17 protein-coding genes are annotated in these 21,667 nt (G+C 43.3%); 9 read left to right on the top strand and 8 right to left on the bottom strand.

The genetic code is table 11. The features are described 5' to 3' along the window. The first annotated feature begins 1 nt into the window (after position 1). From traF to traI, 9 genes are all read left to right on the top strand, one after another. A complete protein-coding gene (gene traF, locus L1076_RS23325; protein ID WP_237304563.1) occupies positions 2 to 769 on the top strand; it encodes a type-F conjugative transfer system pilin assembly protein TraF in 768 nt (255 codons plus the stop codon). 16 nt (positions 770 to 785) lie between these two features. After that, positions 786 to 1,199: a type-F conjugative transfer system pilin assembly thiol-disulfide isomerase TrbB gene (gene trbB, locus L1076_RS23320; RefSeq protein WP_237304562.1), complete on the top strand. Its 414-nt coding sequence runs from the start codon at positions 786 to 788 to the stop codon at positions 1,197 to 1,199. Beyond that, entirely contained in the window at positions 1,196 to 2,581 is a 1,386-nt protein-coding gene (locus L1076_RS23315) for a conjugal transfer protein TraH (RefSeq protein ID WP_237304561.1), read from the top strand. Before trbB ends, L1076_RS23315 begins: the two co-directional genes overlap by 4 nt. 2 nt (positions 2,582 to 2,583) lie before the next feature. Beyond that, the gene (locus L1076_RS23310) at positions 2,584 to 5,391 is read left to right on the top strand and encodes a conjugal transfer protein TraG N-terminal domain-containing protein (protein WP_237304560.1); all 2,808 of its coding nucleotides are present in this window, start codon (positions 2,584 to 2,586) and stop codon (positions 5,389 to 5,391) included. Positions 5,392 to 5,468: 77 nt separating this feature from the next. Then, complete coding sequence (locus L1076_RS23305; protein WP_237304559.1) at positions 5,469 to 6,020, top strand: hypothetical protein; 552 nt, start codon at positions 5,469 to 5,471, stop codon at positions 6,018 to 6,020. Positions 6,021 to 6,099: 79 nt separating this feature from the next. Beyond that, complete coding sequence (locus L1076_RS23300; protein WP_237304558.1) at positions 6,100 to 6,600, top strand: single-stranded DNA-binding protein; 501 nt, start codon at positions 6,100 to 6,102, stop codon at positions 6,598 to 6,600. Between the two features lie 77 nt (positions 6,601 to 6,677). Beyond that, a complete protein-coding gene (gene traD / locus L1076_RS23295) occupies positions 6,678 to 8,774 on the top strand; it encodes a type IV conjugative transfer system coupling protein TraD (RefSeq protein ID WP_104026902.1) in 2,097 nt (698 codons plus the stop codon). Positions 8,775 to 8,794: 20 nt separating this feature from the next. Beyond that, on the top strand, positions 8,795 to 9,295 hold the full coding sequence (locus L1076_RS23290) for a hypothetical protein (RefSeq protein WP_237304557.1): 501 nt from the start codon (positions 8,795 to 8,797) through the stop codon (positions 9,293 to 9,295). 86 nt (positions 9,296 to 9,381) lie between these two features. Then, positions 9,382 to 15,129 (top strand): conjugative transfer relaxase/helicase TraI, encoded by a 5,748-nt coding sequence (gene traI, locus L1076_RS23285; RefSeq protein WP_237304556.1) that lies wholly within the window; start codon positions 9,382 to 9,384, stop codon positions 15,127 to 15,129. Positions 15,130 to 15,140: 11 nt separating this feature from the next. Here the strand turns inward: traI and L1076_RS23280 are convergent, their stop codons facing one another. From L1076_RS23280 to L1076_RS23245, 8 genes are all read right to left on the bottom strand, one after another. Continuing rightward, the gene (locus L1076_RS23280; protein WP_104026905.1) at positions 15,141 to 15,506 is read right to left on the bottom strand and encodes a hypothetical protein; all 366 of its coding nucleotides are present in this window, start codon (positions 15,504 to 15,506) and stop codon (positions 15,141 to 15,143) included. A gap of 554 nt (positions 15,507 to 16,060) precedes the next feature. Then, positions 16,061 to 16,498 carry a lytic transglycosylase domain-containing protein gene (locus L1076_RS23275; RefSeq protein WP_104026906.1) on the bottom strand — a complete coding sequence of 146 codons (438 nt, stop codon included), beginning with the start codon at positions 16,496 to 16,498 and terminating at the stop codon, positions 16,061 to 16,063. 56 nt (positions 16,499 to 16,554) lie between these two features. Continuing rightward, positions 16,555 to 16,890 (bottom strand): type I restriction endonuclease subunit M, encoded by a 336-nt coding sequence (locus tag L1076_RS23270; protein ID WP_237304555.1) that lies wholly within the window; start codon positions 16,888 to 16,890, stop codon positions 16,555 to 16,557. Between the two features lie 78 nt (positions 16,891 to 16,968). After that, positions 16,969 to 17,355, bottom strand: coding sequence for a hypothetical protein (locus L1076_RS23265; protein ID WP_237304554.1), 387 nt, complete (start codon positions 17,353 to 17,355; stop codon positions 16,969 to 16,971). Positions 17,356 to 17,388: 33 nt separating this feature from the next. Then, the gene (locus L1076_RS23260; RefSeq protein WP_237304553.1) at positions 17,389 to 17,706 is read right to left on the bottom strand and encodes a hypothetical protein; all 318 of its coding nucleotides are present in this window, start codon (positions 17,704 to 17,706) and stop codon (positions 17,389 to 17,391) included. A gap of 534 nt (positions 17,707 to 18,240) precedes the next feature. Beyond that, positions 18,241 to 20,070: a ParB/RepB/Spo0J family partition protein gene (locus L1076_RS23255; protein ID WP_237304552.1), complete on the bottom strand. Its 1,830-nt coding sequence runs from the start codon at positions 20,068 to 20,070 to the stop codon at positions 18,241 to 18,243. A gap of 807 nt (positions 20,071 to 20,877) precedes the next feature. Next, the gene (locus tag L1076_RS23250; RefSeq protein WP_237304551.1) at positions 20,878 to 21,198 is read right to left on the bottom strand and encodes a type I restriction endonuclease subunit M; all 321 of its coding nucleotides are present in this window, start codon (positions 21,196 to 21,198) and stop codon (positions 20,878 to 20,880) included. An 83-nt stretch (positions 21,199 to 21,281) separates the two neighbouring features. Continuing rightward, positions 21,282 to 21,566, bottom strand: a complete 285-nt coding sequence (locus tag L1076_RS23245; RefSeq protein ID WP_011998788.1) for a hypothetical protein — start codon at positions 21,564 to 21,566, stop codon at positions 21,282 to 21,284. Positions 21,567 to 21,667: the final 101 nt, after the last annotated feature.

The raw sequence follows: 21,667 nt of genomic DNA, 5'->3' as shown, positions 1-21,667 counted from the left end.
GATGAGCACTAAAGTGAACCTATTAGGCATTCTCTTATTGTTTTGGAGTTGCCTGATACAAGCAAACGACACACCTAAAGGTTGGAAGTGGTACAACGAACCTAAGCCGCCTTTAAAACAACCTAAGAAAAAACCGAAACCACTCCCCCCCAATACCGTCACAAAGGTAATGAGCGCAACAGAGCAAATGGACTGGTTTCATGAGGCGTTTAACGAGGCGGTGAACGATGCCACGATTAACCCGGAACACCCAGAGAAGTTACTTAAAGTTGAACGAATGAAGCGCTACATTCTCAAGAAGTCAACGCGAACCGGCATGACGTTCAAACAATTGCTACTTGATTACCCGGAGCTGTCTTACACGAAAGACCGTCCTACCGAACAAGCCGCTCGAAGCACTTACCACTCGCTTGAACGAAACAAAAAAATCGCCGCAGTTCAAAGGATGCAAGAAGAAGGATGGGGATTTTTCTTTATTTACGAAGGTAACGACTCATTAAGTAAAGCGCTCGCACCTTCTATACAACAGTTCTCTGATACCTACAGCATAGAGTTACTAGGACTTAGTAACGACGGCACATTTATCGAATCGGTTCGTAACAACCGTAACAACGATAACAAAGTGGTCGTCCCTTACACTCCCGCGCTAATCCTGGTGAACCCTCATACTTCCGAATTTAAGCCTTTGGTTTACGGCTTTATCTCACAAAGCGACTTACTAGGCCGTTTCTACAACGTAGCGACGGACTATCAAACCCCTGATTTCTGATTAAGGAGAAGCAACCATGTTAAAGCGAGCTCTTATTTTCTTTTTACTTTTCATTGCTGTGATGCCAGCTCAAGCAGTAATGCGAGACCAATACGCGATGGTGTTTTTCTTTGATAGTCGTTGTCCGATTTGTCATAAGTTCGCACCAAGATTCAAGCAGTTGACCGAAGCCTACCAATTACAAAGTTACGTGTTCTCGATAGATGGCCAACCGATTAACGAGTATCCAGTACCTATCCCTAGCACGAATGAAGTAAGTGCAATGTTCTTTGAGAATCCGAGAAGCATTACCGTCCCGGCAACATTTCTCATCAACGTAAACAGTCGAAAGTTCGTTAAGGTTTCCATTGGTGATGTGAGCTATGCGGAGTTAGAACAAAGCGTAAATGGCATTCTCAATGATGATGAAGTATTGGAGGCCATTCGATGAAAACACACTTATGCAAAGTTCCTATATGTGTAGCGCTTTCACTTGCGTTCACTAGCGGGGCAAACGCTTCTGGTGTGAGTGGTTCACTCGATAGTTTCTTTAATGGTTTGGGCTATCACACGAACGTCTCCAACCCTAACGCCTACAAGGGGCAAGCAGCCAATTACTATAACGGTGGCTCTTTGTTTGTCCGTTCCCCAATAAAGAACGCTCAACTAGTATCGGCCACTATTCCATCAGTAAAAATGGGGTGTGGTGGTATCGATGCTTTTATGGGGGGGTTCTCGCACATTAACTCTGATCAGCTCGTTCAATTTGGTAAGGCCGTCGTGTCTAACTCTGTTCCTTTTGCGGTTGATTTGTCACTGCAAACTTGGGCTCCCCAAATAAAGCAAATCCGAGACAATTTGCAAAGCATTGCGGATAAGTGGCTTAACCAGTCGATTAACTCTTGTGAAACCGCACAAGCTGCCGTAGGAGCATTGGCGGGAGCGTTCGGGAATGCACAAACGAAGAAACACATTTGTGCCACGATGGGAACGCACAACAACGCTTTTTCTGATTGGGTAGCAGCGCAGCAGGAATGTGGTGTAGGTGGCCAATCAAATACACAGTTGGCCAGAGCAAGAAACGAAGCAGCGTTAGAGGACGTAACCAAAACTAATCACAACATCGTTTGGTCTGCCACTTTAAAGAACAGCTTCTTATCAAGTGATACTGCTCTAGCTGAGTTTTTAATGAGTTTATCGGGTACGTATATTTACGATGCCACTGGCAAACCTCGTTATTACGCAAGCCTGTTAGCCGATAACAATAACCTGATCCAATCGTTGCTCGATGGAGGAAGCATAAGCTATTACAAGTGCGACAATACCAACATCAAGCAATGTCTAAAACTCACCGAAAGAACCCTGACGCTGAGTTCTGACAAAGGTTTGCAAAGTCGAATCCGTCAAACACTTGAACAGCTTTACACGGCCTTGGTTAATGATAGAGCACTAACCGATCAACAAAAGTCTTTCTTGGAGTTCACCGAAACGCCACTTCTTGCTGTCTTCACCAGTGCAGCAAGGGACAATCGCCTACCTAATTTTGCTGCTTACTCTCGAGTGGTGTCGATAGAGCTTTTGAATCGTTACTTAAAAGACATGCTCAACTTGGTTCAAACATCACTTGGTAATACGCAAGTTGACCCAAGAGACGTGTTACTCATAACTCGAGATATTGATAGAGCAAAACAGTTCACTGACGGTTTAGCCGAAAAAGCAGTGAATGAAATTCTAGTTCTTGAGCAACTTGTTCAAGCGCATAAGAGTAATGATACGGCGTTGTACCGAGAGCTTAATAATCGTTTACAGCAAAACCTAACATTTGGACAGTAGTTATGACGTTTGAATATTATGTTTATACACAAGGTGACTCGCTGCAACGGGCATTAAACGCTGTCGCAGCGTTTTTTCAAACAGCCAGTTTCGCCACTATGACATCTATCGCTTTGATGATAGGTGCGATACTTACGATGATTTACTTTTACGCAACTAGGGAGCCCAAACATCTTTATATATGGATGATTGTTTTTACTTTAGTGCCATCGATGTTGCTGCAACAAACAGCAAGGGTGCAGATCATTGATAAGACCGAACCAAGCGGGGTGTATTCCGTAGATAACGTGCCTTATCTCGTCGCTATCCCTACTTGGTTTTTTAGCACAATGATGATGGGCGTAACTGAAACGGTAGAAAGCATTTTTACTACTGTTGACGACGAACGTTATGGTAGAACCGGGATGTTGTTTGGTTCAGAGTTATACCAGTTGTCGAGGCAATCAGATTTAAAAGACACAGCATTACGCAAGCAATGGAATGACTTTTTTAAGAACTGCATAATTGGCGATATAGAGATTAATAAAAAATACACTTGGGATGGCCTAATGCAATCCTCAGATGTGTTCGCATTTCTTGATAGGTATCCAATGAGTCCACTACGAGGCATCATGGAAGACGGTACTTATCAAGATTTTTATACTTGTAGGCAAATTTATCCAACGGTAAAAGCTGGATTCACAAGTATGTCAGCTCAAGAGCTTGACCTAATAGCTACTTATTTGCATGGAGCGAAAGCAAGTACCTACAAAGCACACGTTCGCAATGCGATGCAAAACAGCTATCAGAAGTTCATTGGTGTTAGTAACAATGCAGTAGATATACTCAAGCAAAACATGGCGATGAATGCGATTCGATACAGCATCAACACTCTTGACCCTAACGCCAATTCAATGAACTACGCCTATACGTCAAACAAGATGCAACAAACATCAATGTGGGCGACGTTGGGGATGCAAGCACGTGAGTTCATTCCAATGCTCCATACAATGTTGTTCTTTCTTTTTTCAAGTTTGAGCTTCATTGTTGCTGTCGCTTCGATGATCCCTTCACTAACAAAAATGGTGCTGACCAACTACGTCAAAACCTTCGTCTACCTAGCAACGTGGCCACCTTTGTTTGCGATTTTAAACGCGATCATGTTGTGGTCATTAGAGGGAACGTCGAGCGCCAACGCCAATCCGTTAAATGGCCTGACATTAAGCAATGCAAATGCGTTAGATGAATTACACATGCGCTTTGGCTATATGGCAGGTTTTCTAATGATGACTATTCCAGTTTTGGCGGGGAAGGTGTTACAAGGTGGGATAGCCGTTGCTCAAGCGATGAACTATCAATTAGCAAGCATGATCAACAGTACCAACGCCAGAGTATCTCAAGCAAGCTCTACTGGTAGTATGGATTTCGGCAACTTACAGATGCAGAACCATAGCTTTAATAACACTAACAGTAACAAGTTTGACGACAACTTATTGCTTAGAACGGGCATGGCCACCATGCAGCAATCAGATGGTTCGACTATCACAACATTACAGAATGACGGTGGGCGCCGTCTTTATAATGCTCAAGAGGCAGAATCCAAACCATTGTGGCAAGGTCAAGTATCTAGCATGTTACAGAATAGTGTGAGTGACCAATACTCAAGCGCGTTAACGTCACAAAGGCAGAGTATGAATAATTTCACTGACAGTTATTCAAACAGTATGCAGATAAGTGATCGATGGAATGATGCATGGTCAAGTAATCGCTCATACGGAGATAGTTACAATGCTTCGACCGAAGGGCAAATTACGCAATCCCAATCTAAGATGGAATCGGCTATCGATAACATATCTCAAACAATGGGATGGACTCATGACCAATCACGGGCTTATGCGAACTCTGTAAGTGCCGGGATAGAAGCTAAATCACCGGGAAGCTTTTTAGGTTTTGGGGCTCATGCGGGGGTGAAGTGGAGCGACGACCAACGAGAAGCCTTTAGCAATATGAGTGCAGAGCAGAAGCAAGCACTGAACCAAGCAACGCAGCAGTACAATGAAGGAGCAACATCGATGCAACGTGCAGGGCGTAGCCTCGATGCAAAAGAGAATCGCAGTGAAGTGGAGCAGTACGCCCATGACTTTGCACTCAACCATCAACGTATGCAGAACGCTGCGGTATCGGTCAATGAATCCAATGCAGAAGTTGATTCACTTCAACACATGCAAACTCGTTTGAGTACGGATTCAACAACGTTTGGAGCAAGCGCAATTACTGGCTTCCAACAGTATTTAGAAGGAACTTTGAAAGATGATCAAAGCGTCGCTCGTTTGATGAATGCCAGCAAGCCAGAAGATTTAAGCGATGTACGAGAGCACTTTGCAAGATACACGCAAACAGAAGGTTTTCAACAAGCCTTCGGTGTATCTACATCAAACAACGATTTGGACGACTTGGCTAATATGTATCAACCTCGAAATCTCAATGTCTCGCCATCTTTGAACGAAGGGCAGAAAGATATCGTTGAGATTGGTGCAACAAAGAGCCAAGGCAAAGTCGAGGAAGTGACCACCGATATGATCAACCTTAAAGGAAGCGACTTATTGTTTGATAGCGGAGACTACAACAACGTGAAAGGTAATGTTTCGGTAACAGGTGGACACATGCAAGGGGAATCATCGAACCATTCAATGGAACAACAAATCGAACCCACTGTAAAAGCGCAAGTTGAAAGTAAGCTTACCCCTCCTTCAACCAACACTAGCCAACGTGAATCACCACAACACGGTAACTACCCTCATTACACCCCTGATAGAAAAAATGATGCTTAAATAAACAGTAATGCTAACAAGTGCATACCTATAAACGGTATCATGGTTAAGTAGTGCATCAGATTGGAGTACGTATCATGAAAAAAGCGATTTGTTTTTTGGTGGGCTTACTGTTCACTGTACCTGTATGGGCCGAACCCATTCCCTCCAAAAGTCTTGAACTGCAAGAGTTAATAGCCCAATTAAAAAAGCAATACGCAACAACCAGTTCAGATTTTGGTCTTAAAAAAATGAATGAAGTAAATAACCTATCTTATTTCATTCGCTTCAACGACCAACCGGACACACCAGAATATAAGCTGCTCAAAGCTTATTTATTAGGGTTACAACAAGCCCATATTAGTAGCATAAACCAACAGATTCAGACCAATGTTGTTCCTTGGTTTTGTCCAAGAGGTAAACTAAAGTCCGTCAGTTTATCAGCAAAGAACCCTACACAAATGATTGAAAATGTTATTTGGTTAGGTTTGGAGCATGATTTAAAGCTGAACCCTACAACCTTTACTGATTGGGACGGTGCTGCCGCTTTCGCACCGATAACAGGATTTGTTATGTACGGCTTTCAAACTAAGTACCCTTGTTATGAATCAATTCCTCAATCGCATCGTTTAGTCGGCTTTAAATATTAAATAAGCAACTGAACACCTTTAAAAGCGTGAACTCTTTGAGAGTCACGCTTTTTTTATGTCTCAAATAAGGAGGTCTATTATGGCCGCTAGAGGTATCAATAAAGTCATTCTCGTTGGCAATCTTGGCAACGATCCAGAAACGCGCTACATGCCAAATGGTGGCGCAGTTACAAATATTACAGTGGCCACGTCGGAGAGTTGGCGTGATAAAGCTACTGGTGAACAGCGCGAGAAAACTGAATGGCATCGCGTTGTACTGTTCGGCAAGCTTGCAGAAGTGGGCGCAGAGTATTTAAGAAAAGGTTCTCAAGTTTATATCGAAGGCCAATTGCATACTCGTAAATGGCAAGACCAAAGCGGTCAAGACCGTTACACGACCGAAGTGGTTGTTCAAGGTTTCAACGGTGTAATGCAGATGCTCGGTGGTCGGCCACAAAGTTCCTCACAACCGCAGCAAGGTGCTTGGGGGCAACCTCAACAACCTCCGCAGTATAACGAACCCCCAATGGATTTCGACGATGATATACCGTTCGCAACACTTGGTTTGCAATACCCGATGTTGCTGCACTGTATGGGGTAGAACGTGATCGACGCATTCTTTGAACAACGCCCTTTCGTTAGGGCGTTTACATACATCTCACATTGACAGGTAAATGTATGCAAACAAATTCCAGAAAAAAAAGTAACCACTTCACTCGCGGTGGCCAAGTTACCTTTCACGCAATACGCATGTTTTTCCAAGTCAATAACGTACTAGTCAAAGTGATTGGTTGGGGAGTTGTTTTATCGACTCTTATCCTTACGTTTTTGAATGCTCCGAACAATGCATTGTGGGGGGAGTTTTATTATTGGCGTAACTGGCTATACGTGAGGCTTGGAAAGCCACTTGATAGTGAAGTGGTAACAGTATGGGAAGGTGAGCGATACAAAGACACGTTGTTGTCACAGCTTGAAAACCCAATTTTACTAGATATTCACGCGACGATTTGGCACAACCTTCAAATATATTTTCTCATTTCGTTGATTCTAGGCAGCGTCATTTTCTCCCTTGCGTTGCGCTTTTTCAAAAACCAAGGCGAGAAGCAAAGTGAAGATTATCACGTGCGAGGTTTCCGCTTAGCCAGTCCAGAACAGATAACCAAAGCATTAAAGAAAAGAGCCAAGGCCAATAAAAAGCGTGGTTATGGGGAGGGCTTGATTTCGAGTTTCTTGCTTGATGGTATTGCTCTTTTTAAGCAGTTCTTTGAGGTTCAACATTTGTTGGTTGATGGAACAACCGGTGCGGGTAAATCGGTGTTAATTCGTAAGCTAGTTCGCTGGATACGAGCTCGAGGTGATAAGGCCATTATTTACGATAAAGGTTGTGTATTTGTCAGTAAATTTTATAACCCTGAGACTGACGTTATTCTCAACCCATTCGACAAACGTTGTGCAAATTGGGATGTATGGTGCGATGCGAAAGAAGCGCCTGACTTCGAGAACATGGCAGCAGCATTGATACCGCAACACGGTGACGGTGATCCTTTTTGGGTAGATTCTGCGCGAACTATTTTTTCATCTACAGCTTATCGCATGAGCCAAGACAATGAGCCACAAACGACCTCGCGCCTACTGAGTTTAATATTGACCTCTAAACTTGAAACTCTCGGAAGCTACTTAGAAGGAACAGAATCGGCGTCGCTTGTTTCGAAAGACATCAAGAAGACCGCCATTTCGATAAAGTCAGTATTGGCCACTTATATTAAAAGCCTTCGATTCTTGGATGGATTGGAAGATAAGAACAGACCAGAAGACTTACAAGAGAAGTTTTCGATCACTGATTGGGTGCAAGATGATAGTCGTTCAGGTTTCCTATTCCTATCAAGTAACGCTCAGCAACATGCTTCGCTTAGGCCACTTATCTCGATGTGGTTGGCCATCGCCTCGAATGCGATCTTAGGACTCGAGGAAGACGAGAACCGTCGCATTTGGGTGATAATGGATGAAATGCCAAGCTTACACAAACTTCCAGAGCTTGGAGCTATCATTGCGGAAGTGCGAAAGTTTGGCGGGTGTTATTTGATAGGGATTCAATCCTACGCTCAGCTTGTCAAAACGTATGGCCAGAATGCTGCAGATGAAATGTTTGATTTGTTGAACACTCGCTTTTTCTTCCGTGCGCCGTCGTCAAAAATGGCTCAAGTCTCATCAAAAGACTTAGGAGAACAAGAAATAGAACTCTCAAAAGAGAACGTTTCTTACGGTGCAAATACGTTACGTGATGGTGTTTCTATTGGCCATCAAACCGTAACTAGAGCTGTAGTATCGCCTAGTGAGATTCAAGCATTAGATGATTTGCAATGTTACTTACGAACACCAGGCATCGATCTTATCACTCGCCTCGACCTTCACTTTGACAAAATGCGCAGTGTTTGCCCAGCTTTCGATAAGCGCAATATTGTGCTGTCCGAAGCAATGAACAAAGCCTACGAGCAAGCCGTCTATCATGAGTGTGTTGCTCCTGGTCTTTTCTTAAGCAAAGAAGAACAAACTAAGTTACTCGACGCACAAGAAGCGACGTTTGAAGATGAGAAGCAGATGCAAGCCGAAGCCTCTCAAATGCAACAAGCGATGAAAAGCGAGACCGTAAATAATTTAATCTCCAAGGAACAGCAAGGCGATAGTGAACAGGAGTACCAAGAAGAGGCGCAACGCAACATTGAAGAAGCGTCGATTATGGAACCGGAAGCTGAGCTTGGATCTACCTACGACTAGTTATTTAGTTGGATCAACAAATGAAATTAGAGAAGCGAAATATATACGGGCAGACGTGTGCAGTGTTCTATATCAAAGCAGAAGACAAACAATTTTATATGTCGGAAACATTAACTGTAGATAACGTGGACACTCATATAGTTTTGGTTGATAGACATCGCTTTGAATCCGCATGGTTCAAAGATGGTGAACACAGCCACCTATCTAGAGGCTCAATAAACAGTTGGCGCAATGACCATAAATTTAACGACATGAGGCATGTATTTGACGGGGGAATTGAAAAACCCGTGCCTTTGGCCTTAATGCGAGCAGAAGAACAACCTAAGAGTGTTGGTTTTACTGATGGTGTGACTCGCACTATATGGTTGATAGCCAATGGAGCTAAGTACTTCCCCGTTAAGGTGTATGGTGTAAAAGCAGCATACCGGCTTCATAAACGGATTGGCGTTACATCAACCAGACCAATAGCAAAGAAAGAACTGCTTTCACTGTTACAAAACCACTCAGAAATTCAGTTATAACCTCCAGTAGATTTTATTACCGCAAAAAGACGCTTAGTTATTAAGCGTCTTTTTTTTGCGTGTAATCAGAGAAAGGAGACTCCGCGATGATGTCTATTAGTCCCTTAAAATCAGCGTCAAACGCTGCAAAATACTACTTAGGTGAAGAAAACCCTAAGCACCTTCCAGATGTATCCCTAGAACAAAGTGGTGATAACTATTACCTCAAAGAACAAGACCAAACCGAAAACACTTTTTGGCATGGTAAGTTAGCGGAAGAAGCTGGGTTGCTTGGTAAGCCTGTTGAGCAAGAAACCTTAACGTCTGTGTTATCCGGGCAACTTGGTGAAGAGACCATAAAAGGAAAAAGAGACGATCATAAATCCGGTTTTGACCTGACGTTCTCTGCTCCGAAGTCTGCCAGTGTATTAGCACTGGTAGGGGGTGATTCACGTCTTATCGATGCGCATAACAAGGCCGTAAAATTCACGTTGTCGGAGCTTGAAAAGGATGTCGCGCAAGTCACTAAAACGAATGAAAAAGGTGAGCGAGAATTTGTAAATTCGGAATCGATGATATTTGCCGTAGTTCGTCATAAGACAAGTCGAGAGAATGAGCCGCAAATGCACTCACATTCCTTAGCCGCGAATATCACTCGTGATGATGAAGGGAGTTTGCGCACTCTCGCTTCCACCATTAAGCAGAAAGGTGGAGTGATAAACGGTAGTGGTGAACGTATCTACAACTTTCAAAAGTATTACACCGCTCTTTATCAAAGTGAACTGGCTAAAGGCGCAGAAGAATTAGGATATGTCACTCGAGGTGTAGGTAAAGGACAATTCGAAATCGAAGGTGTACCCGAAAAGCTTCTTGATGCTTTTTCCACGCGCAAGAAACAAATTGACCAACAAGCATTAGAGTTTGGTGATAGCCAACAATCGAGGGATGTTGCGGCGCTTGATACCCGGAAGTCTAAGACTTACGAAAGTGATGCATCATTGAATACGAAATGGCAACGTGAAACCGTAGCAAAAGGATTTGAACCGAGTGAGTTGGTCAGTAACGCCAAACAAGTAATCAAGCGGGAGCGCGATCCTGAATCGGTAGCTAAAGAGGCGTTTGGGCGAGCAGTCGAACACCTTGGCCAGACTTCGACAAGTCTAAAACTTGAAAAAGTAGTGGAGCTTGCTGCGGGGTTCGGTCAAAACGACAAGCAAGCAAGCGCTCTTGATTTGAAGGTCGTCGCTGACCAATGGATAAAGGATGGCTCTCTCATTCCTTTAACGGAAAAAGGCAGCTACACAACAAAGCAAATGGTAGAAAATGAGAAAGCCTTGTTCAACATAACACAAGGCCGAACTCATCACTTGCGAACACCGGTCAACGAGTCCACTTTAGAAAAATTGAACCTCCCTCAATCTCACCGAAAGAAAGTAAGCGATATTTACGAATCAACTAAGCAGTTCCATGTTGTGAACGTGTACGGTGACAGCAAGCTGATAGCGCAAAACCTACTCAATGTTGGTAATCATGTAGGTAAGCGCGTACACCTCGTTTCACAAACAGCCAAAGACCAGCGTCAAGGTAGTGAGACCATCCAAAGAGAAAGTCACACCGTCTCAGCATGGGTGAAAGAACTCTTTGAGAAGGACAATCGTCATTCACTTCGTGGATTCTTAAACACGGGCGCCTCAATGACAAACAAAGATGTCATTCTGGTTGATAACGCGAACAAAATGAGCGCGAACGAGCTGATCGCAATGACGAGTAAAGCAAATGAATCTGGAAGCAAGCTTGTGTTGCTTAATCGCACTACAAGCCGCCAAGGGTTTAAAGCGAACAACTCAATTGACCTTTATAGCAAAGGGAACGTGGTTGAACATTCATGGGTAAACAACAAACAAATCGATAGTAAGGTCGTGTTGCATGATAGTGACACAAAGCAAATCGCTCAAACTTACGCACGTTTGCCAGACAAAGATCAGGTTCAAGTATTGGCCACCTCGAGTGTCGAGCAACGAAGGTTGACCAATGAGATCCGTAATTCACTACAAAACGATGGCCAACTATCGCGCTTGGGTATCACGTTGTTTACTCAGCAACCGCATTATCTTTCTAAGCAACAAAAGGACTTAGCACAGCACTACAAATCAGGAATGACGTTGCGACATTGGGAGGAAGGAAAACCCAAAGAGTACGTCGTGACAACTTCTGATAAGCAACTTAATGAAGTGCATGTACTAGATAAGAAAGATGGCCAAGAGAAAATATTCAAGCCGTCGTCGTCTGAGTTTAAATCACTCAACATGCAACTGTTCAAACCGGAAGCAATTCAAATAAACCAGGGAGAGCGCATCACGGCAACAAGTAAGCATTTCTCATCTGGCCTTGAAGCAAATGAACGTTACACGGTACTCAAAACCTCTGAAGATGCATTGACGCTTCGAGACAGTGAAGGAAATACAAAAACCGTTTCGCTCACTGAACTCAAAGACGCACCGATTAAGTACGACTATGCGCACTCAGCTAACCAAGTAGAACAACGCGCACACACTTTGATCTTGGGAAAAGCATTCACGTTATCGAAAGAATTGCTTAATGACCTTACAGAGAAAAGTGAGCGTATAGATTTGTTCACAAGCAATGTGGAGAAGGCGCATAAAGCACTAGAGAAAAGTGAGGTGAATCCATCAGCTATTGAGCGTGTGATGCACTCGAGTAACGTGAATGACCGTTACTTATCGAGCGCCACAGAAGCATCACTCAAAGGCGACGTTCAAGCAGCGCTTAAAGTTTTGGGACAAAGACAAGCGATGTCAGCCCAAGAAAAAGCGGTAAGCTTTGCCCTAAATCATCTAGCTGAAAAGGAAGCGGCCTTTACTCAAAAGGAATTGGTGGTTGAGGCCGTTCGATATGCTTTTGAGGAATCACAATCACCTATATCTAAGGAGCAAATTGAATCTGAGCTGAGTAAGCGGAACGATTTATTATCCGCCGAATACAGCGATGGCACTCGATGGACTACGCAAAAAGCGATAGACACAGAAAAGCATATCTTAGGCAATATCAAAGAAGGGAGAGGACAGCACCAACCTTATGCGACGCATGATCAGGTTGAAGACTACTTAAACTCGCAACCTCGTTTAACAGGAGGGCAAAAAGACTCAGTAACGCTTGTCACCACGACAGAAGATAGCTTTGTTTTGGTCCAAGGTTTAGCGGGTACTGGTAAGTCTACGATGCTCGAATCAAACATAGAACTGATCCAACATGCGACTAATGTGGGAGAGAACAAACTTAGAGAAGTGATTGGTTTGGCTCCAACCCATGCAGCAGTAAGTGAATTAGAGAGCAAGGGAGTGAAAGCACAAACATTAGAAAGTTTGTTGGCACACATTCGAAACGGCGAACGTACACCCACTGACTATGAAAATACTTTATTTTTCCTTGATGAAAGTTCCATGGTCAGCAATGGCCAAGCGCAGGAGTTTACCGACCTTGTTTTACAAAGCAATTCAAAAGCAACCTTGTTGGGGGATAAGGAACAGCTCTTATCTCTGAGTGCAGGTAAACCGTTCGGATTAGCTTTAAGCCAAGGTGACATCGATGTTGCTTATATGACCGACATTGTTCGTCAGAGAAGCGAAAGTAATCTTGGTGCAGTAAAGAACATCCTCGACAAACAACCTCTCAGTGCATTGGATAAGCTTTCAAAACAAGCACCGGATCATAGTGGTAGTACACAACATATCGTTTCTACGTTGGATAAGAACGCTAAAGATTCACCCAAGGCGCAGAGAGAGGCGACTGAGAAGCTTCCTTTCGTTGTTGCTCAAGACTATCTCAGCCGAACACCAGAAACTAGGGAGAACACACTTATAATCGCTTACACGAATGTAGAGCGAGATAAGATAACCGACTATATCCGTTCAGGTTTAGCGAAGAACAAAGAGATAGGTCAAGAGAACGTCATTGCAACAAGGTTGCGCTCAACCGGGGACAGCAAAGAAGAACTTTCGACGATGATGCCTTACCAAAAAGGACTTGTCATTAGTACCAAAGCGGGGGAATACGGAACAATTAAAGAAGTCAGCACGGAACATGGTGTTGTCATAATAACGGACTCTGAAACAGGAAAAGACAGATCGTTTTATCCGCGCAATAGAGACCACAAATTTACAACGCTATTTAGCAAGTCTGAAAGGTCACTTTCAACTGGCGATAAGATTGTTACACGTTTCACCGATAAAAGCCGAGACATCAAAGCGAACGTTGAGTATCGCGTTCACGCTGCCACTAAGGAACAAATCACCGCGAAATCAATGGATGGTAAAACTCTAACCATCGATCCAAATGAAATGAAAGATGGTCATTGGGATTATGCTTACACCCGGACTGCGGATATGGCTCAAGGTTCGACGTATAAGAACGTGATAACCACGATTCAAGGGAACGGGTCACTTACTAACCTAAGACGCGCTTACATCGATTTGAGCCGCGCTAGTGAGCATGTAAAGCTCTATACCGATAACTCAACACAAATGATGCGAAGTTGGTTGGCCAATGAATCAGATAAGCGCAGTGCTTTAGAAACCATTGAGAAGCAGCCAACGAAAGACAGCATGTACTTCAATGAAAGCCCGGTTCCTCAAGAGGACGTGCGCTTTCAAGATAAGGACGGAAGTTTCGACTACTCGAAGTTTAAGGAGCACATCAACGCCGAGCTACCTAGATACACAGAGAGCTTGGCCACACATATTTTAGGCAAGCCTAATCAGTCGAAATCAGACCGTGACTATTTAACTTTTGGAGTAGGCCAGTCAGCAATTAAAGTCAGCTTAACTGGTGATTATCGAGGTTACTTTAAAGACTATACGACTGGTGAAAAGGGCTCTTTGATTAATTTATTAATGAGCCATAAAGAGCTTAGTTATAAGGAGGCCATGAACTTAGCTAACAATATGATTAGCGAACCGGGTAAATACGAAATTGCAGCCAACGAAAAACATGATATTTTGGTCAAAACAACGCCAAGACATATAGCGCAATTTGAAGAACGGGCGAAACAATATATACAGGAGAGTGTTGAATTAAAGGGAACATTAGCAGAAACCTATCTGAACAAACTCGGTATAAATGAGCCACAGTCCGACCATGTTCGCTTTCACCCTACTGTGTATTCGTCAGAAGACCAATTATTCCATCCTGCAATGGTGACAAATATTCACAACAAAGAAGGAGAGACTAAAGCAATTGAGGTTACGTACTTGGATGACAAAGGCAATATTAATGAAAACCTTGATATAAATCCAAGAACGCTAGGAACTAAATCTAAACAAATAACACGCTTCCATGAAGGTGCTGACCTGAACACAACAATCATTAGCACATCAATAGAGAACTCATTCCTAATAAACCAAAAACAAAGAGGACAGTACGACATTATAAACGTAAACCACAAGAACGATATTCAAAACATATCAACCGATGAGTTACGAAGGAACATTATTGTTGTCCTCAGCAAAGGTAATACGGATTTGAACCCTAACAACATTGATAAGATAGTTGAAAACTTCTCTGGTAGAAATATTAACTTTGTGTCACCTGACAATATTCACTCTGAAATACAAGCTTGTATTGACAAGTTCAACGACAAAGGTGAAGTGACTCGTGATGATATTGAAAGACTAGATGAACTTGTTAATCCTCGTGACGATGAGAACACCCGAATTATTTCCCAACATAACAAAGAAGAGGACAGTAAGAACCTTGAACGATTTGAGCAGAAAGACATACCTAAACAAAAAGAGTTTGACTTTGATGAAATAGAAATCGAACGAGAGTTAGAGCGATAATAAAAGGTAGCCTATTGGCTACCTTTTTTTTCGCCTGAAAGAAAAGCTTCGACTCTTTTATCTATATCCGCTTTCACTTGTTGTCTGAAAGCGCCTGATTCTTTTTGAACTCGATATAGTTTTTCACCATCGAATGTTTGACCATGAATATTATCGGTCATAGCAGAGATGTGGCGAGTGTATCGATAGATCTCTTCCAAAAGCTCACGGTTCGAAGGCCGATCATCTTCTTCTTCGTTCAGTTTGATACGAAGCGCGAAGGTTAAGAGCTGCCTTGTTGCTTCTGCATCACTAAGGCTTTCTCTATCTCTGTATTTCTTGAAGTCGAGCTCTAACGATCCACGAAGAGAGCTTTGTAATGGGTAAGATCTAGACATGTTTTCGCCTTTTTTTTAGTTCAATGAATATCATTAATATACCAATGACATTTCAATCAAGCAAATCTACATGATTGCTTGAGAGCATTGCCATTAAAGGGATAAATAAGCATTCAATGAATTAGCATTATTTATTCATTGAAAAGCTTTCTACCCCTTGTCAGTACTGGGCCAAATGACATTTCAATCTATATGCATATTTTTCAATTACGATTTTTGCGGCTAATTAGTTGTGATTTTTAAAATTTATTTTCAGGTGTTTTGCTTTGAAAATCTTTTATAAGCTATTGTTTTAAAAGGCTTTAGATTTTACACAGACAACCATTCGGATTTTTTAAAATCCGCCGTGGGGTGTGGTCACTATCGCAACTAACAACATTCTCGAATTTTGTTAGTTCGGTTTTTGGTTCTTGCGCTTGATGTTTTGCTCGAAAGCGGAGCGCGAAACCAACTCAACAGAACAACATTAAGCTAACGAGGACTCAAGGGAGGGGACAAGGGAACAGCCACGCACTGAGAATAGTGCACTTTGTTGGCACGTAAGAACTTATTTTTTAGTCTTGGGAATAATAAACTTTCTGTACTTTTTGGATGTATACCTTTCTAGCGTTCTCAGTACGTTTGGAAAACCCTGCATTATAAGCACCAACACTATTCCAGTTATAGCCATGAGTTGCGAAATTAGAACTCAATACCCAAGCACCAAGCGACACGTTAAAACAAGGCTCATAAACATTTTGTTCGGTCACATCAAACTCTTTGAGTTTATCAAACCAACTAGAGTTAATTTGCATTAGCCCAAAATCGCGACTAACAACTTCGCCGTATTTATTTTTGTTTTCGTTATAAGCTCTTGGATTGTTACTACTTTCAACTTGAGAAATTGCCCTCAACAAATCTGGAGACACATTATAATGATGTCCGGCTTCATCAAAACAAAAAGCCGAACCAACACTAGGAAAAATGACCAATAAGAAAGATAATTTTTTCATAAGCAAAAATAATGGAGTCCAATAAGGACTCCATTATAGCGCATTAAGTGAGTACATTAATATTCGCTAGGTAACAAAATTGTAGTGCAACTACGATCACGCTCTGTGATAATCCACACTTTACGACCACAAATTATATAACTAGATAAAACTCTCTCACCATTTTTGGTTGCTTCATCATTGGTGATCTTATCTTCAATATCCAGGATTCCCCAATCACCACTTTGATGACGTCGTATATAAATGGCGAGATTTATTCCTAGATTATTACGAAGCATCGAGTCTACTCCCTGAGTATAAACTATTTTTCCAAGATCAAACGGGATGGCAGTACAAACGTATTTTTCTTCTTTCAATTTAGTATCAGTTAAGTTAACATTTGATTCGTTCACAATATGAACTCCTTTAGGTTGGTATTTGAACATGCCTTGATATTTGTGCGCGCAAATATCAAGGCGCTTTGCTTGTGCTTAATGCACGTCTTCGGTTTTGCAAATGTAGCTATACACTTGATAAATGTCGTCGTAGCTGTAACCGTACTCTTCCAATTTTTCTACACAGTCACAAATTTCACCTGTATAAAAGCATTCGTGGTTAAATAGCTCTCGGCGGATAATGGCGTTTTTGCCGTTTTCTGCAATATCTTGCGCTATACCTTCTTTGGTAATGTTCTCTAAACGGTCATATAACTTTTTCTCGCTGCCAACAGGACAGATTAAACCCGCTCCCATAGAAGAATATTTAACTCCCTCTTTTTTAGCTTCGTCAAACTGCTTATTAGAAAAGGCAAAGAATGCGCCGAACTCGTTAAAGGCTTGGGTCAACTTTTCGCTTGTGTAATCTGATAGATATTTCATGTTCGTTCTCCTATAGTTCTTCTTTCATTTCGATCAGTGGTCGAAATCAACAGACTCATCCATCATCGCGTTGTGAGCATTTATAGATTCAATCTCTAGAGCTTCATCGTCTTTCCTCATGGCATCGTGCCAACCGCTTTCCCAGTATTTTTTTCCTGAGCCGGAATAAGGGTTAGTTTTACCAGTTAAATACGCCTCGAAGCCTTCCTCGTAAATTTTTCTGCGTACTGGACTCAAGGCACCAGAGAAATAAGAGATATCATTTTTTGGTGAGCTTTCGTGCTCCAACGGCGGGACGTTGGTCGCTGCTTGGCATTTAGAGAGAGTTAGGATGGGATTTTGTTGCGTCATAGGGATTTTCCTTCTGTTTGAGTATCACTTTTATGGAGCCGCTTAAGCTGTCCGACCTCTCTCCATCGTTCTGCTTTGACAAGGGGCTAGTAGCCCTTAGCAACTTGTTGCTTTAGGGATACAGCGTGTACTTCCCTTGCAAATCAGGTTGTGGTGAGAGACGGTCAAACAGCTTGCGAGCGCCATGAAATGAAACGAGTCGAAGGAAAATCGACGCCAACAAACTCCGTCCTTACTCGAACTTAATGACAGGCAGTGAAATTCTTTTGCGTGAAGGATTGGGTATCTGGAAATTAGAAGCTCATTGAGCTCGCTCAATATCCGAGCTTCAATTTAGCGATACGAGCGCAGCGAAAAGCCTAACCCAAGGGGTCACGCCCTAATCAGGCATCGTAAAAACAACAAAAAAAGTAAGAGATAAGAAATGCTGAACAACGCTAAAAAGCGTTCAACTTACCAACAGAAACCGCCTTGCTAAACGACAAGACGGCTTGATCTCTAGTGAACTGAATAGAAAAAAACCTATCAAATGAGTTAGAAGCCAATTGGCATCCACTGAGCGAAATGCGCTTTCTGTGCATCTGTCAGCGATTCATCACGACCATTTAGCCAAGTGTCTAGCTGTGTGACCAAATCGCCTTTCTTGAGCGATTGAGCGCTTTGTAGCCACGCCTCTGACATAACAGGTCGAGCGATTTCAATCAGAGCGTCTTTATCAACGCGCTTCACAAAGCTGTCAGTGCTTGGTCGCCAATAGTCGGCAGCATCAAAATCAAGCTGTTGGTATAGGAACTCAAAGCTAAAACGGCTATCCCCAACCAGACACGGCACAAGCATCAGGGAAGTGGCAAAAGCAACTTGCTTGTGCTTTTCTTCCGCATCGAGCGCAACAAAGGCTTTAAAGCGTTCTTCTGTTCCTTCGGTGTCATACCAAGCCATATCAAGCGTTTCCTTGTGCAGCTCAATACGCTCTAGTGCTTTGTTCTCGCTGAACTCGCCCTGCTTTGGCTCAACAAATGAACGGTTCAACGCCATATCGACGGGAGTGCTTGCGTATAGACCGTGAGCCTTGACGCACAAAGAGAAGTGAAGTGTATCGAGCGCAAGCGAGGTGTTAAGCATCAAGGCATGTTTTGCCATTGCTAAGCGGTGCGCTTTCAGATCGTCGGTTAACGCAGCAGAGTAACTAGGCTCTGACGCTACAACGTCACCTATTGCACGGGAATCTCCCTCAACATCCCCTTCGCCTGCTTTGGTCTTTTTAGCGTTTTCCGCTTGCAAGGCTTTGAGTGCTTTGCGCTCAGACTTCGCAACCAAGCCTTTAATAACCTTAACCTCACCGTTGTAATCCAGAGCAAGAATGCACCCTGCTAACGCTTTCTCGGCTTTCTTGTACTGCCCTTTGTTGGCGGTCAACTCAAGATAACCACGGCTTTCGTCGTGAGTACGAGTTAGGTGAATTTCAGTCCACTTCCACCCCTTAGCTGTCAGCTTATCCGCTTCCAGTTGAATCTTTGCAGTCGCTAATGACTCCATTAGCGAACGGTCTTCAAAGTACACCTTGACAGAAAACAGGTCAGTTGTAACAACACCACCTGCTTGCTCATACGCTTCTCGGCCAACAAGCTTCACCAACCCGCTCGACGCCTCCAATGCTGTCTCTTTGAGCATATGACGCACTTGACGCTCATTGTGCCAAGAGCTGTCTTTCACTTTCTCCCATACCTCAAGCTGACGCTCTGGACTGGCAATCGTGAACAACATGACACGTTCAAAGGAAACATCCCCCTCACGGTACGCATCGAGGATAACGGACTCAACGGCTGCCAGTTTCATGCGTTGGTGTACGTAAAGCTGAGTTTTACCAAAACGTTGCGCTACGGCTTCCACCGTCGCCCCGTCCTCAATCATCTTTGAGTAGGCTTCAAATTCGTCTACAGGGTGCATGGCTGCACGAGTGACGTTTTCAGTCAGTGAGATTTCAGTCGCATAGAACTGCGCTTCTGACTCGCTCAATACTTTGACAGGCACAAGGTAGTCAGCATCAATGCTCCCTGCTTCAACAAGCGCATTCAGTTGATTCAAACGACGACCACCGCTCACTACTGGATACACATCATCCTCACAAGGCAGTGCAACAAGGTTTTGGATAATGCCATGAGCCAGAATCGACGCTTGCAACGATTCATCATCTGATTTGCTTGCTTTGCTCTTACGCACGTTTAAATCAGACACCACCAATTGACTAACAGGCAGCATCACAATAGAGATATCGCTTTGTGCAGTTGCCTGAGTGTCCAGCGGCGATACGCTGGTCGCATCTTGACGGTTAGAGGGCGTTGAGGTTTGAGTGATTGCGTTCATAGGAGTTCTCCTTTTAGTTAGTTGAGTATCACTTCGCTTATTGCCTGGTTTCATCGACTCAACTTCTAAAGGGCGCTTTGACAAGGGGCGAGCAGTCCTTAGCAACTTGTTGCGCTAGGAATGCCGCGTGTATCTTCCCTTGCGAAGAGGACTGAAGTTGAGAGATTTAGAAATCAGCGCAGTTAAGCAAGTGAGCTCAAGACAAAAGGCACCAAAAAGGAAAGCACCACCAAAGCGATTACGCCCTCAACACGTCAAGAGGTGAAAGAAAACGTAGTGCGTCGCTTCAGACGCATAACGGAGCAAAGTTCCGCACAACGAACAAAGTGAGTGAAGCCCATTAGGTGATTGCTCAAAGGAACTAAGCCGAACAGAAAGAGGGATAGCACCAAGTGAGGAACGAATCTGGTGCAAAGACCGATTTCGTCTTGAAGTTAGTTATCATGAGGGAATGCAGTAACGGAATGAACCGGACGCAGCAAAAAACGACCAGACAGATCGCCAGCCAAAGCTGTAATACACGTGTATTACACAAAGAATTTACGAGCTATCAAAAAAAGCCACCTGTAGAGAGGTGGCGAAATAGTCATTGGCTTATGTGTCGTGGTGAAAGGGAGTGTAGTAGGCAACAACAGTCCCACACCATTCAGCCGACAAAACTATGATACATATTTACCGCCAACAATAGTGAATCAGCTTGCATAATTGTCGATAGTTGCACGGTTTCAGCGAGGCGAAGAATGAGCCTCGCTGAAAAATTTTAGCTGTGCTTTATCAGGGCATCGTTACCGATGCCCTGCCCCGTCATTAATATTCGCTTGGCAACAAGAATGTTGTCACACTGCGATCGCCTTCAGTGATGACCCAAATACGCTCATCTCCAAATCTATACGCCGACAGAATACGCAAACCGTGACGTGTAGCTTCGTCGTTCGCAACCTTATCTTCTATACACAGATCGCCCCAATCACCGTTTGTATGGCGAGCTAAACAAGGCAGCAACAATAATTCATGCGGCAAGTCACCAAGCAGCTGGCTCACGCCTTGAGTCATCACAATCTGACCGAGTTCAAACTCTACAGCTGTACAAGTATAGATTTGAGTTGGTTTTTCATTTAATGTAGTCATGTTAATTTCCTCGTGAACGGTAGTTAACGGAATGCCTTAGCTTTTCTGTCGCAAGTGGAGCTAAGGCGTTTTTCTATCTGCCGTTAGTACGGCAGACGCTCAAACCGAAAGACCTTTTCACAAGCGGTCGATTCGTCAGTCACAACAAAGTCGCTTAGACGTTTCGTCACCTCTTCAAGATCAGCCGGAAAAAATCGAAAACTCTTCATAACTAGCCCCGCGTTAGCAAGCTCGCTAGGGCGCACATCACTTCCCATTGCCACCTTAAAAACCTCATCTTTAGAGGCAGCCTTCGACTCCAAGTTCGAGAACTTGGTCGGTTCTGGTTGCTTAGTGATGGTTGAGCGAATTACGTTTGAGTCAGTCATGGCTAGGTTTCCTTATGGAGTGAATTTCATCTTCGTCGTTGCCTGACCGTCCAACCCTCAAACATGGTTCTTCTGTGCAGGGGCGCGCAGCGTTTATATAC

The sequence above is a fragment of the Vibrio sp. MMG023 genome (assembly GCF_021654215.1).
Taxonomy (GTDB): domain Bacteria; phylum Pseudomonadota; class Gammaproteobacteria; order Enterobacterales; family Vibrionaceae; genus Vibrio; species Vibrio jasicida.
Note: the sequence above shows the minus strand (reverse complement) of the source record. Positions and strands in the feature narration are given on the sequence as shown.